Source organism: Streptomyces sp. WY228 (assembly GCF_019287315.1).
Taxonomy (GTDB): Bacteria; Actinomycetota; Actinomycetes; order Streptomycetales; family Streptomycetaceae; genus Streptomyces; species Streptomyces caviscabies.
On the sequence record NZ_CP079114.1, the window covers coordinates 6214836 to 6229496 of the forward strand.

The 14661-nt window shown below is 71.1% G+C and carries 17 protein-coding genes and 1 pseudogene; 10 read left to right on the forward strand and 8 right to left on the reverse strand.

Annotation, left to right across the window (positions count from 1 at the left end; genetic code table 11):
- The first annotated feature begins 176 nt into the window (after positions 1-176).
- Positions 177-419 carry a hypothetical protein gene (locus tag KV381_RS27245; protein ID WP_030078876.1) on the forward strand — a complete coding sequence of 81 codons (243 nt, stop codon included), beginning with the start codon at positions 177-179 and terminating at the stop codon, positions 417-419.
- Positions 420-479: 60 nt separating this feature from the next.
- Here the strand turns inward: KV381_RS27245 and KV381_RS27250 are convergent, their stop codons facing one another.
- Positions 480-752: a DUF397 domain-containing protein gene (locus KV381_RS27250; RefSeq protein ID WP_218786608.1), complete on the reverse strand. Its 273-nt coding sequence runs from the start codon at positions 750-752 to the stop codon at positions 480-482.
- Positions 749-1540 carry a helix-turn-helix transcriptional regulator gene (locus KV381_RS27255; protein WP_306438428.1) on the reverse strand — a complete coding sequence of 264 codons (792 nt, stop codon included), beginning with the start codon at positions 1538-1540 and terminating at the stop codon, positions 749-751. The genes KV381_RS27250 and KV381_RS27255 overlap by 4 nt, the downstream gene beginning before the upstream one ends.
- A gap of 158 nt (positions 1541-1698) precedes the next feature.
- Here KV381_RS27255 and KV381_RS27260 point away from each other — a divergent pair, with 158 nt between their 5' ends.
- Together KV381_RS27260 and KV381_RS27265 are read left to right on the forward strand one after the other, a co-directional pair.
- Entirely contained in the window at positions 1699-2112 is a 414-nt protein-coding gene (locus KV381_RS27260) for an ATP-binding protein (RefSeq protein ID WP_030078872.1), read from the forward strand.
- 96 nt (positions 2113-2208) lie between these two features.
- Positions 2209-3177, forward strand: a complete 969-nt coding sequence (locus tag KV381_RS27265; RefSeq protein ID WP_086779854.1) for an NAD(P)/FAD-dependent oxidoreductase — start codon at positions 2209-2211, stop codon at positions 3175-3177.
- 10 nt (positions 3178-3187) lie between these two features.
- Here the strand turns inward: KV381_RS27265 and KV381_RS27270 are convergent, their stop codons facing one another.
- Positions 3188-3358 (reverse strand): hypothetical protein, encoded by a 171-nt coding sequence (locus KV381_RS27270; protein WP_181007975.1) that lies wholly within the window; start codon positions 3356-3358, stop codon positions 3188-3190.
- Positions 3359-3760: 402 nt separating this feature from the next.
- Between KV381_RS27270 and KV381_RS27275 the strand changes: the two genes are divergently transcribed.
- Together KV381_RS27275 and KV381_RS27280 are read left to right on the forward strand one after the other, a co-directional pair.
- Positions 3761-5284 carry a catalase gene (locus KV381_RS27275; protein ID WP_030078867.1) on the forward strand — a complete coding sequence of 508 codons (1524 nt, stop codon included), beginning with the start codon at positions 3761-3763 and terminating at the stop codon, positions 5282-5284.
- Between the two features lie 194 nt (positions 5285-5478).
- Positions 5479-5676, forward strand: coding sequence for a hypothetical protein (locus KV381_RS27280; protein ID WP_030632788.1), 198 nt, complete (start codon positions 5479-5481; stop codon positions 5674-5676).
- 53 nt (positions 5677-5729) lie between these two features.
- On the opposite strand, the gene KV381_RS27285 is transcribed toward KV381_RS27280, so the two are convergent.
- On the reverse strand, positions 5730-6203 hold the full coding sequence (locus KV381_RS27285) for an NUDIX hydrolase (protein ID WP_218786610.1): 474 nt from the start codon (positions 6201-6203) through the stop codon (positions 5730-5732).
- A 71-nt stretch (positions 6204-6274) separates the two neighbouring features.
- Between KV381_RS27285 and KV381_RS27290 the strand changes: the two genes are divergently transcribed.
- Entirely contained in the window at positions 6275-6892 is a 618-nt protein-coding gene (locus tag KV381_RS27290; RefSeq protein ID WP_218786611.1) for a GNAT family N-acetyltransferase, read from the forward strand.
- 526 nt (positions 6893-7418) lie between these two features.
- On the opposite strand, the pseudogene KV381_RS27295 reads toward KV381_RS27290, so the two are convergent.
- Positions 7419-8248: pseudogene (locus KV381_RS27295) on the reverse strand (IS5 family transposase).
- Between the two features lie 147 nt (positions 8249-8395).
- Here KV381_RS27295 and KV381_RS27300 point away from each other — a divergent pair.
- The 3 genes from KV381_RS27300 to KV381_RS36700 all read left to right on the forward strand — a co-directional run bounded on the left by KV381_RS27300 (position 8396) and on the right by KV381_RS36700 (position 10205).
- Entirely contained in the window at positions 8396-8800 is a 405-nt protein-coding gene (locus KV381_RS27300; protein WP_030078859.1) for a VOC family protein, read from the forward strand.
- Positions 8797-9435, forward strand: coding sequence for an SMI1/KNR4 family protein (locus tag KV381_RS27305; RefSeq protein ID WP_247595081.1), 639 nt, complete (start codon positions 8797-8799; stop codon positions 9433-9435). The genes KV381_RS27300 and KV381_RS27305 overlap by 4 nt, the downstream gene beginning before the upstream one ends.
- A gap of 122 nt (positions 9436-9557) precedes the next feature.
- Positions 9558-10205, forward strand: coding sequence for a DUF6518 family protein (locus KV381_RS36700; RefSeq protein WP_219819020.1), 648 nt, complete (start codon positions 9558-9560; stop codon positions 10203-10205).
- A gap of 74 nt (positions 10206-10279) precedes the next feature.
- On the opposite strand, the gene KV381_RS27315 is transcribed toward KV381_RS36700, so the two are convergent.
- The 3 genes from KV381_RS27315 to KV381_RS27325 all read right to left on the reverse strand — a co-directional run bounded on the left by KV381_RS27315 (position 10280) and on the right by KV381_RS27325 (position 13349).
- Positions 10280-11380: a DUF4185 domain-containing protein gene (locus tag KV381_RS27315; protein WP_218786612.1), complete on the reverse strand. Its 1101-nt coding sequence runs from the start codon at positions 11378-11380 to the stop codon at positions 10280-10282.
- Between the two features lie 47 nt (positions 11381-11427).
- Positions 11428-12417, reverse strand: a complete 990-nt coding sequence (locus KV381_RS27320) for an alpha/beta hydrolase family protein (protein WP_181008012.1) — start codon at positions 12415-12417, stop codon at positions 11428-11430.
- 347 nt (positions 12418-12764) lie between these two features.
- Positions 12765-13349: an MSMEG_1061 family FMN-dependent PPOX-type flavoprotein gene (locus tag KV381_RS27325; protein WP_098027371.1), complete on the reverse strand. Its 585-nt coding sequence runs from the start codon at positions 13347-13349 to the stop codon at positions 12765-12767.
- Between the two features lie 213 nt (positions 13350-13562).
- On the opposite strand from KV381_RS27325, the gene KV381_RS27330 reads away from it, so the two are divergent.
- Positions 13563-14630 carry an iron ABC transporter permease gene (locus KV381_RS27330; RefSeq protein ID WP_030078845.1) on the forward strand — a complete coding sequence of 356 codons (1068 nt, stop codon included), beginning with the start codon at positions 13563-13565 and terminating at the stop codon, positions 14628-14630.
- Positions 14631-14661 lie beyond the last annotated feature (31 nt).

Sequence of the window (14661 nt, forward strand, 5' to 3'; positions counted from 1 at the left end):
CATGACAGAGGTTTACGGCCATGGGGCATATGCAACGCCTTATTGGTCCAGACCTATTGTGCGGGCGTGCCCGGCTCGCTAGCTTTCTCCTGGCGGCGCGCGCTGTTCGGATCGGCCCGACTCATTCATTCACTGACGCACAGTCATGTGCGTTGACTGAAAACGGAGTTACCGACATGCACAGACGTATTGCCGCTCTCGCGGTGACCGTGGCGACCGCCGGAGCGATGCTCCTCGGCACCGCCTCGACCGCCTCCGCCACGGGCCCCGGCTTCTGGCTCCGCAGCCATCACGCCAGCCTCGCGGAATGCCAGGCGGTGGGGAACGCAGGCGCCGACAACGCCCTCTGGAGCCGTGTCTTCATCTGCAACCCGTTCGCGGGCAATCCGAGCGTGTACGAGTTGTGGGTGCGCTACTGAGGTAGCGGGCGGACAGCGAACCGCCCCGGCCGCGGCGGCGGCCGGGGCGGTGCCGGGCGTTCAGAGGGCGGCGCCGCTGCCGTGGACGAAGGCGCTCCAGGCGGCGGGCTCGACGGTGAGGACGGGACCGTCGGTCACCTTGGAGTCGCGGATGTGGACGGCGGCGGGGTGGGCGGCTACTTCTACGCAGGCTCCGCCGTCACCGTTGCTGTAGCTGGACTTACGCCAGTGGTAGGCGACTTCGATGCAGTTGCCGCCCTGGTCGCTGCTGTAGCTCGACTTGAACCAATGGAGGGCGGCGGAACGGGAGACGGGGAGGGCGGCGCGGTTCATGTCTCTCCAAGCAAGGCTGCGAGCAGTGCGTCCAGAAGCCGGGCGCTTTCCTCGGCGGTCAGCGCCTGCGTCCGCAGCATCCCATATTTCTGCATGAGAGCGCTGACGTCGGCCGGATCGTCGTACAGCTCTGCTCGCAGGTGCATTTCGACGTACGCGAGCTGATCGTGATCGGGGGTCTCCAGTAGGACCAGCGGTCCCGCGAGCCCCGCGTGCTTCGGCGTCTTCCGCGGCATGATCTGGATGCTGACGAAGGGCAGATCCATGCAGCGTCGCAAGTGGATGAGCTGCTCGCGCATGACCTCGGGATCGCCTAACTCGGCGTACAGGATGCTCTCCTCCAGGATGAAGTGGAGGATGGGCCGGGGCTTGCGATTCAGGATCTTCTGTCGGTTGAGGCGGGTCGCCACCCGCTCCTCGATCACGTCCTCTTCGAGTGGCGGGTAGTGGCTGGAGAAGACCAGCCGCGCATACGCCTCGGTCTGCAGCAGCCCGGGGATGAGCTGGGATTCGTACGAGAACAGGCTCACCGCGCCCTGCTCGTACTGCACGAAGTCCTTGACCAGCGCCTGGTAGCGCTCCTTCTTCGGCACCCGCTCCACGGCGACCTTGAGCGCCCCTTTGGTGTCCAGCAGCTCATCGAGTTGGACCGCCAAGTCCAGCTGGAGCGCCCGTCGCCCCTGCTCGATCGAGGCGATCGTGTCCTCGCCCACCCCGAGTTGTTCGGCAAGGGCGGCCTGCGTCAGCCCGGCGAGTTTGCGGAAGTGGCGCAGCTGCGCGCCGATCAACTGCCATGAAGTGACTCGCCTGATGCTGTGTGTTCCCGGTTGCATGACGTGGCTATCCCCCCATTGACCCTGCTGTCTACCCGTCAGAACCCGTACAAAAGCTTTTGTACGCCTGTCCGCTCTGCTTCAGCGTAGTTACACCGTGTGAGCGTGGAAGCATGAACGAGACAACTCAACTTCCGTACTACCGCGCCGCCTTCTACTGCCGTGAGCGCAGGTCGATCCCGGTCGTACGGAAGTTCACCCGTAAGGCGCTGGTCGAGTGGGAGTGCGAAGGGCGTGCCGACGACGTGCTGCTCTGCGTAACCGAGCTGGCGACCAACGCCCTCCGTCACGGTGTGCCGCCGGGGCGTGGCTTCAAGGTCCACATCTACCTGGAGCGGGTCGAGAACATGATCCGCGTCGAGCTGCACGACAGCGGCGACGGTGAGGTGCGGCCGGCGGACGGGGTGCCGGGGGCCGACGAGGAGGGCGGGCGCGGGTTGCTGCTCGTCGCGGCGCTGGCCGACAAGTGGGGCGTGGCCGAGCGGAACCCCGGCAAGATCGTGTGGTGCGAGTTCAGCATCGAATGATTTGCCGTTTCGGCAAGGGTGTTTGTCGTTTCGGCCTGAACGGGCGCACTCTCGTCATCGAGCGGTGGTGATGCCGCGTGACGAAGGAGGAGCGACATGAAGCAGCAGCGGTACGACGTGGTGATCGTGGGCGGCGGTGCGGCCGGTCTCAGCGGGGCGCTGACCCTGGCGCGGGCCCGGCGCTCGGTTCTGGTGATCGACGCGGGCGAGCCCCGTAACGCGCCCGCCTCGCACGTGCACAACTACCTGGGCCGCGAGTCGACCCCGCCCGGCGAGCTGCTGGCGATCGGGCGCGGCGAGGCGGCCGGGTACGGGGCGGAGATCGTCGAGGGCCGGGTGGCCTCGGCCGAGCGGCTGCCCGGGGACGGGAATCACGGCTTCCGAGTGGTGACCGAGGACGGCCGGAGCGTCGAGGCGCGGCGGCTGCTGGTGACGACGGGGCTCGTCGACGAGCTGCCGCCCGTGCCGGGGCTGGCGGAGCGCTGGGGCCGCGAGGTGCTGCACTGCCCGTACTGCCACGGGCACGAGGTGGCGGACCGCCCGATCGGCGTGCTGGCCACCGGCCCCCTCGCCGTACATCAGGCGCTGATGTGGCGGCAGTGGAGCGAGGACGTGACCCTCTTCCTCCACACGGGTCCCGAGCCGTCGGAGGAGGAGTACGAGCAGCTGGCGGCCCGCGGCGTCGCGGTCGTGGACGGCGAGGTGGCGGGCCTGGAGGTCGCGGACGACCGGTTCACCGGCGTACGGCTGGCGTCCGGCCGGGTGGTCGCGCGCGAGGCGCTGGTGGTGCAGGCCCGGTTCACCGCCCGCTCGGCGGTCCTGGAGTCGCTGGGGCTGAAGGCCGTGGCGCAGGAGATGGGCGGGGTGGTGATCGGTTCGTACGTCCCGGCCGACCCGACCGGTGCGACGGAGGTGCCCGGGGTCTGGGCGGCGGGCAACGTCACCCGCCTCACCGAACAGGTGATCGGTGCCGCTGCCGCGGGCCTCATGGCGGGCGGGGCGATCAACGGCGACCTGATCGCCGAGGACACCCGTGACGCGGTGGCGGCGCGGCGGCGCGGCTGATCGGGCGCGGTTACGAGAACAGGGCGCCGAGGAGGTCGCGCGCCCACCCGAAGAACGTATGGATCAGCACCGCCAGCAGCACGAATATCCCGAGGATCACGGCGGTGACCCAGGAGCAGCCGCGCCCGTCGCCGGCCTCGGGCTCGTCCTGTCCGCCCAGCTCCGCATCGAAAAGATCCACGACCGCTCCTGTCCCGCCCCATCACCCGCCACGCACGAGCGGCGACCGGTGACCGGAGCCCCCCGGCTCCGTGGGGTGAAGAGTCGCACGGCCGGGGCGGGCCGGCGGAGGCGGTGCCGTACTCAGAGAGGTAGGGGCAGGTACTCAGTCCCGTTTCCCGTCCGGCGTAACGCGGGCCCGTGAATGGCCGGGCCGTGGGGCGAGGCCGGGGCCCGGGGGCCGGGACAGGTGTGAGCTTCCGTGACGGGGATACGCGCAGGGCCCCGGGAGACCGGGAACGAGGGCCTCCTCGACGAGTGCATTCGTCCGCGTTTGCCTACATTGGCAGGGGGTCAGTAGGGCAGCCGTAGTGGGAGCCAACGCCGACGCGTCTGCGGAAGACGAACAAGAGGAAACGACGACATGACCGACACCTCGCGCAAGCCGACCACCTCCGACTCCGGCGCCCCGGTGGAGAGCGACGAGCATTCGCTCACCGTCGGCCCGGGCGGGCCGATCCTGCTCCAGGACTCCTACCTGATCGAGCAGATGGCCCAGTTCAACCGCGAACGCATCCCCGAACGCCAGCCGCACGCCAAGGGCAGCGGCGCGTTCGGGAAGTTCGAGGTGACCGCGGACGTGTCCGCGTACACGAAGGCCGCGCTCTTCCAGCCGGGCGTCACCACCGACCTGGTGATCCGGTTCTCCACCGTGGCGGGGGAGCGGGGCAGCCCGGACACCTGGCGGGACCCGCGCGGCTTCGCGGTGAAGTTCTACACCAGCGAAGGCAACTACGACATGGTGGGCAACAACACCCCCGTGTTCTTCGTGAAGGACCCGATGAAGTTCCAGCACTTCATCCGGTCGCAGAAGCGCCGGGCGGACAACAACCTCCGCGACCACGACATGCAGTGGGACTTCTGGACGCTCTCGCCGGAGTCGGCCCACCAGGTCACCTGGCTGATGGGCGACCGGGGCATCCCGCGCAGCTGGCGCCACATGAACGGCTACACCTCGCACACGTACATGTGGATCAACGCGCAGGGACAGCGGTTCTGGGTGAAGTACCACTTCAAGACCGACCAGGGCGTCGAGACGTTCACGCAGCACGAGGCCGACCAAATGGCGGCGGCGGACACGGACTACCACACGCGTGATCTCTTCGAGCACATCCGCGACGGCGCATTCCCGAGCTGGACGCTGAAGGTCCAGATCATGCCGTACGAGGACGCCAAGGACTACCGGTTCAACCCGTTCGACCTGACCAAGGTGTGGCCGCACGGCGACTACCCGCTGATCGAGGTCGGCCGGATGACGCTGGACCGCAACCCCACGGACAACCACGCCGAGATCGAGCAGGCGGCGTTCCAGCCGAACAACTTCGTCCCCGGCATCGGCCCGAGCCCGGACCGGATGCTGCTGGCGCGGCTGTTCAGCTACGCGGACGCGCACCGCCACCGCATCGGCGGCAACTACCAGCAGCTGCCGGTCAACGCCCCCGTCGCGCCGGTGAACACGTACTCCAAGGACGGGGCGATGGCGTACCGCAAGACCAGCGACCCGGTCTACGCCCCGAACTCCAAGGGCGGCCCGGAGGCGGACACGGCACGCTACGGCACCCCGCCGAGCTGGTACGCCGACGGTGACATCACCCGGGCGGCGTACGTCGACCACGCCGAGGACGACGACTGGGGCCAGGCGGGCACCATGGTCCGCGAGGTCCTGGACGACGCGGCGCGGGACCGGCTGGTGGACAACGTGGTGGGCCACCTGCTGAACGGGGTGACCGAGCCGGTCCTCCAGCGGGCGTTCCAGTACTGGTCGAACGTCGACGGCACGCTCGGCAAGCGCATCGAGCAGGGGGTGCGCGCGAAGGCGGGCGAGAAGGACCCGAAGGCGGCGGAACAGGCCAATCCGGCGCGCACGTCGATGCAGCGCAAGGCCTGAGGCCCGGGCCGCTGCCCGCTTCCGGGCCGTACGACATGCTGGCCCTCATCCGTCGGCTTCGTCGGCCGACGGATGAGGGCCCGCGGCGTTTCCCCGCTCGGTCGCCCGCGTACCGCGTACCGGGGGCCGGGGGCCGGGGAGACCGTGCCGGGTCGCCGGTTCTAGGCTGGCTGCGATCCCAGGGGGGGGCGACGATGCAGCGATACGACTGGTACGGCGGCGAGGAGTCCGAGCGGAATCCGGACGCCGAGGCCGAGGCGCTGAGGGCGAAGGTCCACGCCGGTATCGCGGGAGGCTGTGGGCTGACGGTGCTGCTGGCGGTCGTGGCGGGCGCGATCCTGCTGGGCGTGGTGGTGGCGGTGGCCTGGGCCTGGATATCCAGCCGCCACTGATCCGGCCCAGGGGCGGTGATTCCTCGGCACGCGCCGCCGCCGCCCGGTCCTCCTCAGTGCTGGACCGGGCCGCCGACCGGGACGGGGTCGACGTGCCCGGTGGGCGGCAGCGTCCGCGCGAGATCGAGCCCGATGTCCACCAGCGAGGACCGGCGCAGGCGGGCGACGTCGGGCAGCGGGGTCCACACCGACTCGGCGGTGTCGCCGTTCGGCTCGGGCCGGAGCCGGCCGCCGGTGACGCGGACGCGGTAGAAGACGCCGATGTTCTGCAACTCGGGCGCCCCGGGCCGGCGGCGCTCGCCCGCCGGAACCACCCGTGAGTCCACGCCGAGCAGCCGCTCGACCACGGCCTCCAGACCGGTCTCCTCGGCGACCTCCCGGATCACCGCGTCGAACGGGTCCTCCGCGTGCTCGACCCCGCCGCCCGGAAGGGTCCAGGTGCGGTCGCCGTCCGGGCCCACGGCCAACGCGAGCAGCACCCGCCCGTCCTCGATGCACACCGCGTACGCGGCCAGTCGTCGATCCATCGCGCGAGGCTATACGCGGGGCACGGCGAGCAGACACCCCCGCGCACCGTTCAAGATCATCAAGGTGCAGAATGACCTGTATGTCGATATCGAACACGCCTCGGGCGGCCACGCTCGACGACGCCGCGGCGATCAGCGGCACGCTGGCCCGCGCCTTCCAGGACGACCCGATGATGGAGTGGTTCTTCCCCGGCGGAGCCTCGCGCGAGCCGGACCTGGTCCGCTACTTCACCACGATCTTCACCCGGCAGTACGGCCGCCACGGGGTGTGCGAGCGCACCGCGTCGGCGGCCGCGTTCTGGGTGGCGCCGGAGGGCCAGGAGAAGACCGTTCCCGACGCGGAGACGGTCGCGGAGCTGGAGGAGATCCTCGGCGACCGGGCGCCGCTGTTCCGGGACGCGGTCGCGGCCGCCGCCGAGCAGGGCCCCAAGGAGCCGCACTGGTACCTGGCGGTCGTCGGCGCGGACCCGGCCGCCCGGGGCCAGGGGCACGGGGCGGCGCTGCTGCGCTCCGGACTGGCCAAGGCCGACGCGGCGGGCCTGCCGGTCTATCTGGAGTCCTCCAAGCCGGACAACCTGCCGTTCTACGAGCACTTCGGCTTCACGGTGCTCGGCGAGGCGGCCCTTCCCGGCGGCGGCCCGGCGCTGTGGGTGATGCGACGGGAGCCGCGCCCGGTGGACGCGGCGTAGCGGTCTCGGAAGGCTCAGAAGGAAACGTTTCTTTCTGGATCTGCCGGTGGGAAAGCACCGTGGGACGGGGAGCGCGGAGAAGAATGGTTTCTCCGCGCTTCGTGTCCGCCGGTCCGCCCGTCCGGTGAACGGCGTGCCTCGGTCCAGATGGCCTCCAGCCCGAGGGGCCGCCGCGTTTCGTGAGCGTGCCAGGGCTGCCGGAGGTCGGCTGTCTCCTGGGAGTCGCCGTACGCCGGTGTCCCCGGCGCGGCCCCCGACAGGGCGTCGTACTCGATGCCGTCGAGTCGCCGTTCGAAGTCCGCCTGGAGACGGTTCATCGTGGCGAGGAAGTCCCTGAGCAGGATGTGTTCTTCAGTCATGGGGTGCCGCGTTCCTCCGAGAGACTTCTGCTGCCACATCCCGACAACGACATGGCCGGGTCGAGGGAACGTGGCGTTCGAGTGAGCGCACAGAGGCGTGCCGGGGCGCGTGGACGCCCGGCGCGAGCTGCCTGTGCGGCCGCGGTCCTAGGTTCTGTCGTCAAATGTCACGCCCACATCAGGAGTGAGGCGAGGGTGACGGCTGCTTCGTAGGACTGGACGGTCTTGTCGTAGCGTGTGGCGATGCCGCGCCATTGCTTCAGACGGTTGAAGCACCGCTCCACGACGTTGCGGTGCTTGTAGGCCTCGCGGTCGAAGGCCGGCGGGCGGCCACCGCGGCTGCCCCGCCGGGCCCGGTTGCCGATCTGGTCGGCCCGCTCGGGAATCGTGTGGGGGATGCCGCGGCGGCGGAGCCAGGTGCGGATCGCCTTGGAGCTGTAGCCCTTGTCGCCCAGGACGTGATCGGGCCGGACGCGGGGACGGCCGGGGCCGATCCGGGGCACCCTGATCGCGTCCATCACGGCGGTGAACTGGGTGCAGTCGTTGGTGTTGCCGCCCGTCACGACGAAGCCGAGCGGACGGCCCCGGCCGTCGCAGGCCAGGTGCACCTTGCTGGTCAGACCGCCCCTGGACCGGCCGAGGGCCGGGTCGCAGAGCCCCCTTTTCGAGCCCCGGCAGCATGCTGGTGGGCCCGGACGACCGTGGAATCGACCGACACCAGCCACTCGATGTCGCCCGCCGCGTCGGCCCTCGCCTGCGCGGCCCGCAGCATCCGTTCGAACGTCCCGTCCGCCGCCCACCTGCGAAAACGCGTATGCAGCGTGGCCCACGGCCCGTAGCGCTCGGGCACATCCCGCCAGGCCGTCCCGGTCCGGAACTTCCACACGATCCCGTTCAGGACCCTGCGGTCATCCAGCCGCTTCCGCCCCCGCAACGACACGGGCAGCAACGGCCGGACGAACTCCCACTCAGCATCAGACAGTTCATGACGACGTATCACGACACCATGATCCACCAACGATGATCATTTGAAGACACCGCCTAGGCCGAGCGGCCGATGCGCGCATGATCGCTCACTCCATAAGCTCCCCGGACGACCGGCCGTCCACGGCCGGCCGATCCACGCAGATCAGGAGGTAGCGCGATGCCGGCAGACGCCACGGCTCACGTGCGCATCGCCCGCCCGTCCCGCGACCTCGCGGCGGCGGAACGCTTCTGGGTCGCGGGGCTCGGCCTCGACGTCCGGTACCGCCATGAGGCGGACGGCACGCCGGGTCGCCACTCGCTGCTCATGGTCGGCTGGCCCGGCGCCGCCTGGCACCTGGAACTCGTCCACGATCCGGCGGACCCCGTGGAACCGCGCCCGACGCCCGAGGACCTGCTCGTGGTCTACCTCGGCGAAGAGGTGCCGGACACTCTCGTGGAGCGGCTCGAACAGCACGGCGGCACGCGGGTGCCCGCGCACAATCCGTACTGGGACACCTGGGGCGTCACGCTCCGGGACCCGGATGGCTATCTGCTGGTGCTGTCCACCCGGACGTGGTCGTGACCCGCCTGCTGAGGGCGGTACGCGCCCGCCTCGCCGCGGATCCCGTACGGCGGCCGGCCGGGCCACCGCCGCTCACCGAGGCGGAGACGGCCGAAGCGGAGGCCCAGCTCGGCGTCACCTTCCCTCCGGAGTACCGCCGTCACCTGCTGGAGGTGAGCGCCGGCGGCGAGGCGTTCGCCCGGCTGGAGCGGACCGAGGGCGTCTGGTGGTGGACGGACAACACCGCCACGCGACGCGATCTGCTGGCCCTGCCCTTCCCGCACCCCGATTCCTACGACGAGGCCGACGACGCGCTCCTCCTGCGTGAGCCCCGGGCCGAGGACTGTCCGGACGACGAGGAAGCGTTCTCGCGGGCCTGGACCGCATGGGACGACGAGGCGGGCGAGTTCGAGGACCGGAAGACCGCCGGAGCCGTCGTCCTCAAGGAGCACGGCTGCGGCTTCGCCACCCTGCTGGCCCTCACCGGCCCGCTGTCCGGCACCGTGTGGTGGGACGGCCGGGCCACCTGCGACCTGATCGTCCCGCTGTCCCTGGACCACGCGGGCGGCGCACGGCCCGTGACCTTCGGCGAATGGCTGGGGCGCGACTCCTGGGACCTGCTCCCGCCGGACAGTTGGCCGCGGCGGCGGGACTGACCGCCGTACAGGGCCCTCGCCCCTCACCTGCCGCCGCCTGCCGTGCACGCCCGTCCCGAGCGGCGCCCGACTATGAACCACGCGTATAAACCAGGTGTATAGACTCTGTGTATAGTCAGGGCATGGCTGCTACCGATGCGATCGCTCCGCCCCGCCTGCGCTTGAAGAACGCTCCGGGCGCGTCTGCTCTGTGCCTCGGCGCCGGGCTCGCCGGGGGCATCCTGACGAACCTGTTGCAGGGCTGGCTGCCCGGGGCGTGGAACAACCTGGCGAACTCCGGCGCGGTGTGGACGATGCTCGCGTTCGCCGCGGGCGTCGTCCTCGCGAGCCGTACCGACGACCGTCGCGTTCCGGCGGCAGCCGGAGCCCTGGCGGAGATCGGGCTCGTCGTCGGCTACTACGGGTACGCCGAGTTCGGGCGGGACGGAATGGGCTCGCTCACCTTTCCGCTGCTCTGGCTCGCCATGGCCTGTGTCGCGGGGCCGCTGTTCGGCATCGCGGGCGCGTGGTCGAGGCGCGCCACGCAACCCTGGCGGCGTTACGTGGCGCTCGGCGCACTCGGCGGCCTCTTCGGCAGTGAGGGCCTCCACTACTGGCTCGGCCTGGGGTACGCGCCTCAGGCGGTGGCCTGCGGGGCTTTCGCCTGCGGCCTTCCGCTGCTGCTGGGGCGCACCTGGAAGGAACGCGGTCTGAGCCTCGCCGTGGCGATTCCCGCGTCCTTCCTCACGTACCAGAGCCTCTACGGACTCCTGGACGCGGTGTCCGGCTGACCGATCGTCGGACGGGCCGGCGGATCAGCCGGCCACAGCGTTCAGGCGGCCACGGCGCTCACCCGCTCGCCCGCTCACCCGGCCACACCGTTCACCCGGTACAGCATCACCCGGTAGTTGCGGTTGTCGTACCACTGGCTGACGGTCAGGTGGAGATCGGCGACGGTGGAGCCCGGAACGATGAATCCGCCGTACGGGCTCGCCACGGCGTTGCCGGTCTCCCGGCCCGGGACGGTCGGGACGATCGTCGTCTGTTCCGGCGTGGTGAACAGGTTCGAGGTGGGCCCGGCGAAAACCTGGGCCCTGAGGTCCAACGGGCTCATGTTCAGCCAGCTGAGCACGTACCGGCCGTCCATCGCCCGGAAGCAGATCTCGCCCCAGCGCCTGGCCCCGGTCACCGTCGTCGGCGGATTGCCCCAGTCCCACCGGCCGTCCGCGTACCCCCAGGGCTGGTAGGCCGCAGGGGTGCCCAGCGCGTCCTGCGGCACCCGGTGGAGCAGCAGGCCCGACACCGCGTCCCGGTCGAACGCGGTGGACAGGACGTAGCAGTAGCCGTCGTCGGCGACCGCGTAGGTCTTCTGCTGGAACTGGCCGCCGTACTGGTCGCCCGGCCACTGGCAGAGGTAGTGCCAGGTCGCGCCGTTGTCGTCGGAGCGCCAGAAGTCCGTGTGGTGGGTGCGGTAGATCACCCCGCGCATCAGGTGCATGTACATCGTGGAGCCGACGGTGAACACATCGGACGGGATGGCGGTGGTGCCCCCGTCATGGCTTTCCGGGACCAGGCCGACGGCGCGGGTTCCCCCTACCGCGCCGTCGACCAGCAGCGCCCCCGGCGCGGCGTTCGAGGACCGCAGTCCCACGGGCGAGCGCCAGTCCGGTCCGCCGACGCCCTCGCCGTCGAAGGTGTCACCGCAGACGAGGAGCACCGACCCGTCGGGGCACCGGACCGGGATGCCGAGGTCCGTCCACGGCGCGGCGAACCGCCCCGTATGCGCGGGCCCGGTGAGGTCGCGCACCTTCGCCCCGGTGACGCGCGGGGCGGCGACCGCCCCGCGCCCGCCGGCGCCCACACCCGCCACGGCGAGCCCGCCGATCGCGGCGGAGCGCAGCAGAGCACGCCGGCTCGGACCGCCGGCCTCGTACGGGGCCGGGCTGGGCGGAGGCGTCCTCTGCATGGCGGGCTCCCTGCTGGGTTGGACGGAGGAAGGGGGCGAGGTGAGCATCAGGCTTTACGGAGGCGGGCGACGATCCCGTCGAGGTCACGGCGGAAGAGGTCGGGGCGTACGAAGTGCCCGCCGGGCACCTCGTGCCACTCGTGCGGAATGCCGGCCGAGCCGAGACGGCCCCGGAACTCCCGCTGCCCGGCGAGGACCTGCGTCTCGTTGACGGTGTCGAACCAGTTGACCGGGTCCGGGCTGATCCCGGCCACCAGGAAGACCCGCTTGTTGCGGTAACTCTCCACCCGCTGCACCGGGTTGTCGGCGCTGACCCGCGCCTCGTCCCACAGCGGCGCGCCGTAGACCGTGCCCCCGCCCAGCTCCACGGCGGCCGAGGAGAGGTTGGCCCAGTGGGCGACGAGGCCCGCGTCGCGGCGCAGGCTGGCCGGGCCGGAGTGCGAGCTGACCGAGGCGAAGTGGCCGTAGTACTTGGCCGCGTACTTCAGGGCGCCGAAGCCGCCCATGGAGAAGCCGGAGACGGCCCGGCCGTCGTACTCGGCGTACGTACGGAAGTTGGCGTCGACCCAGGGCAGCAGCTGGGCGATGTGGAAGGTCTCCCAGTTGCGCGGGCCGACGTTGGAGCTGACCGGGTTGGAGTACCAGCCGGCGTGCCCGCCGTCCGGCATCACGACGATGAGCGGCTTCCCGGCGGTCCACGCGCGGATGCCCATCCGGTCGAAGGTGATGAAGTCCTGGTCGGTGCCGCCCCCGTGGAACAGGTAGAGGACCGGGTATCTGCGGCCGGAGGTGTGGTACCCGTCCGGGAGGAGGACGTTGACGCCGGGGTTCCAGCCGATGGCGGAGGTGGCGAAGCGGTAGTAGCGCATCCGGGCGTCGGACTCGTTGCGGTCCACGATGCGCAGGCCGAATCCGTCGCCGGCGGCGTGGGCGGCCGAGGCGGATGCCAGGACTCCTCCCGCGCCGAGCGCGGTCAGGGCGGTGAGCGAGGCGGCGGCCTTCATCACACCTCGGCGGCTGGGGCGGGCGGTGTTCAACACGGACTCCAGGGTCGGGAAGCGGTGAACAGGTCGATGCCCGGCGGGAGCCGTTCCACGGGTCGGGCGGAGCGGCTACCGGGAACAGCTACCGGGCGGGGCGGCGAGCCGGTCGGCGCTGAGCCGGTGGAGCCGTTCTCCGTGTGCGGAGACGGGCGGCTCAGCGGTGGGAACAGCGTCGCGGCCCCGCGAGAACCCGCGCAAGTCCCGTAAGCCCAGGCTTACATGGGCTCCGGTGGTCGAGACTCCCGGCAGCCGGAGGCCCTGCCGTCACCTGTCGGACAGGGGCGTGCCGCCGACCCGCCGGTCGAGGTCGCGTCGTCACCTGCCGACCGAGGCCGCGCGCGTCACTCGCCGCCGACGCGGGCCTCCGCCCCCGCCCACGTCTCCGGCGCCCACACCCCCGACCGCTTCAGCGACGCCGGGCAGTGGCGGAAGATCTCGTCGATCTCGACGACCAGGGCGAGCTTCGGGCGCTGGCCCTTCAGCGTCATCGCGTCGAAGAACGGGGCGTCCGTGAGGATGCGGGCCCTGCCGTTGATGCGCAGGACGTCCATCGCGCCGGGTATCAGGTAGAGCAGGCCCACGTGCGGGTTGGCCAGGATGTTGTGGAAGCTGTCCGCGCGGCGGTTGCCCGGGCGGTCGGGCAGGGCGATGGTGCCCCGGTCCAGGACGTGGGTGAAGCCGGGGGTATCGCCGCGCGGGGTGGCGTCGCAGTTGCCGGCCGCGTCGGACGTGGCCAGGGTGCAGAACGGGGAGCGGGCCAGCAGGGCGAGGTCCTCGTCGGTGAGCCGGTCGTGGACCTTGTCGATGACGATCGGGTGCGGGGTGCCCAGCAGCTCGCGCAGTTCGTCCGCCGAGCCCAGGGGCACGGCCCCGGCCAGCGGACCGGTGGCGGGGGCTGTGGTGTCGGTGGGGTCGGCGTACGACAAGGAAGGGGCTCCGAAGCTCGTGGGGTGCGGCAGCGCGCTGTCGAACTGACGCTGTTAGGGTGACCTTACTTTGGGCCCCCTTGTGTTCCCCGTCCGGGGTGGACCGGTCGACGAGGGCGTCTCCCGTACCCCTGGGGTGCCCCCGGCGCCGACGAACAAGCGTGAGGAACGACAAGTGCAGCACCGCATTCCGGCCGCCCCGGTGGCCGGGTCGTGAGCGGCTCGGCCCTCCTGGTGAAGGAGAAGCCGCCGGGCGGCGACAAGGAGACGCGGCGCAGGCGCAGTCGGCCCGTGCTCGCCCTCGGGCTTCTGGCCGCCCTTGCCGTGCTCTTCCTCACCGTGGTCGCCAGCCTCGCCGTCGGTTCCGGCGATGTGCCCTTCCGCGATGTCGTCGACGGGGTCCTCGACCCGGACGTCTCCGTCAAGGGGCAGCTCATCGTCCAGGAGGTCCGCATCCCGCGCACCGTCGCCGGGCTGCTCGCCGGCGTGGCGCTCGGCCTCGCGGGCACGGTGATGCAGGGCGTCGCCCGTAACCCGCTCGCCGACCCCCAGCTCCTCGGCATCAACGCGGGCGCGTCCGTCGCCGTCGTGTGCTCGATCACCCTGCTCGGGTTCACGGTCGCCACCCAGTTCATCTGGTTCGGCTTCCTCGGCGCGCTGCTCGCTGCCCTCCTCGTGTACGGGGTCGGCTCGCTCGGGCGGGAAGGCGCGACGCCCGTGAAGCTCGCGCTGGCGGGGGCCGCGACCGCCGCGGTCCTCACCTCGGTGACCAGTGCGATCCTGCTCCAGGACCGGGGCAGCTACGACCAGTTCCGGTTCTGGCAGCTCGGTGCGCTGACCGCGCGGAGCTCCGAGGTGCTGTGGCAGGTCTCGCCGTTCATCGCGGTCGGCACCGTCCTCGCGCTGGCCCTCGGACCGCAGCTCAACGCCCTCTCCCTCGGCGACGACCTGGCCCGCGGCCTCGGCCAGCGCGTCGGGGCGATCCGGATGGTGTCCGCCCTCGCCGTGGTGATCCTGTGCGGCGCGGCCACCGTCGTCGCCGGGCCCATCGGCTTCGTCGGGCTCGCCGTACCGCACGCCGCCCGCCTCATCACCGGACCCGACTACCGCTGGGTGCTCCCGTACAGCATGGTGCTCGCCCCGATCATGCTGCTCGTCGCCGACATCGTCGGCCGGGTCATCGCCCGCCCCGGCGAGGTGCAGGTCGGCGTGATCACCGCCGCGATCGGCTGCATCCCGTTCATCTGGCTGGTCCGGCGCAGAAAGCTGGTGGAGCTGTGACCGCGCCCCGCCCCGACGGCCCGATGAACGA